The organism is Candidatus Cloacimonadota bacterium, assembly GCA_011372345.1.
GTDB lineage: Bacteria > Cloacimonadota > Cloacimonadia > Cloacimonadales > TCS61 > DRTC01.
On the sequence record DRTC01000665.1, the window covers coordinates 1 to 1,730 of the forward strand.

The following is a 1,730-nucleotide window of genomic DNA, read 5'->3' on the forward strand; positions in this document are numbered from 1 at the left end:
ACATAGATATGTTTCCATTATCCTGTAAGTTTCTTTTTAACATCATGTTTATTCCTGAATTTTAAAATAAAAACAGAGCCGTTCGGTTTATTGTCTTCCACAGATATTTTCCCTCCATAATGCTCAATCGCTCTTTTAACAATATATAAACCAATTCCGGTATTGCCTGTTTCCCCGTATTTGAACCTTTCATCAAATATTTTTTCTTTAATACTATCAGGAATTCCGGAACCATAATCCGCAATCCTGACTTCACACTGATCTTCTTTTGATTTTATCTTTATATCTATTTTATCAGTTTTCCCGTGAATAGCTGCATTGCTGATGATATTATCAAAAACAGAACTAATAGCATTATCAACTAAAGCAGTACATTTACCCTGAACATTGAAATCAAGATAATTATAATTCGTGATAACATTATCAATCACATCACGAATCTCGATAAGTTTGATCCCATCGTGAGATGAGATCAAGTTCTCCAATTCCCGCATTCGTTTTATCAATTCAACGCTTTTTGAAACACTTTTGGTAGCTTCATCGAGAACTTCCACATCTTTCATCGACTTGTAAATCCTGATAGCACTTTTGATCACAGCTAAATTGTTCATCAGATCATGTCTGAGAATTTTATTGATCAATTTCAGATGCTCCTGATGTAAGGAAAGGTCGTTTTCCGCTTTTTTCCTTTCTTCAACTTCATACTGAAGTTTACTATATGTTTGAGCATTTTTAAATGCTGTTGTAGCAAAAGATGCAAAAGTTTCAGCAAGCGAAAGGTCTTCATGTGTGAAAATAAGTCCGATCCTGTCAAGAGTCATAACTCCGAGAACCTGTTCATCGAGAATAAAAGGAGCTACGATCAATCTTTCACTTTCCAGAACTGATGTACCGGGAATTTGAAATCCTTTGGAATCAGGTCTGGTATCATTGAAGATCATACATTTTTTTTCTAAAACTGCTTTACCTGTTAATGATCTATGAACATTGAGATTGGTTGCCATGACTTCTTTCTCATAAACCGGATCAACAACCACCACAGGAATCAAAGTTTCTCCATCATTATCAAGAATATAGATCGCACTCCCGTGAGTATTCAGAATATCCTTAGCTCCATGACAGATCCTGGTTAGAACTTCTTTGATTTCAAGACTTGAAGATAAATTACGGGCAGTTTCAAGAATTTGCTCTAATTGCTGGGTTTTCCGAGACTCAGATTGTTCAATTTTTTTTCTTCTGGTGATATCCGCTGCAATAAAAACAAGTTGCTTTACTTGTTTGGAATCATCAAAAATTGGATAAATACTGAATTGAAAAATTTTATCATCTATTTTATCTTCAAAACTTACAGGAGTTCCGGAATCAATAACAATTTCTTTTTTTGTTCTTACAGTAGAAGCAGGTTCTCCTTTCAAATAATGAAAGATACTTTTACCAACAAAATCAAATTCATTATTACAGATTATCTGTAATGCTTTTTCATTACAAATGAGAATATTTCCCTCTATATCAAGAATGAGAGTAGAATCAGCAACAGTATTTAGAAGAGAATTGAATGTATACTGATCAAGTATTATAGAATTTTTCATTAAATTATAAATTTAATATCAAGTTAGACCATTGTTATTTGATTTTTTCTTTTTTAGATCATACTCATAAGGAGACTTTTATCATGGATTTAACCTGATGATGTTTATTGCTTGAACTCCTTTATCCGTCTCCATCAGATC

General features: G+C 32.8%; 1 protein-coding gene. It reads right to left on the reverse strand.

The features are described 5' to 3' along the window. Positions 1-17: 17 nt before the first annotated feature. Positions 18-1,589, reverse strand: coding sequence for a PAS domain S-box protein (locus tag ENL20_12755; protein ID HHE39420.1), 1,572 nt, complete (start codon positions 1,587-1,589; stop codon positions 18-20). Between the last annotated feature and the right edge of the window lie 141 nt (positions 1,590-1,730).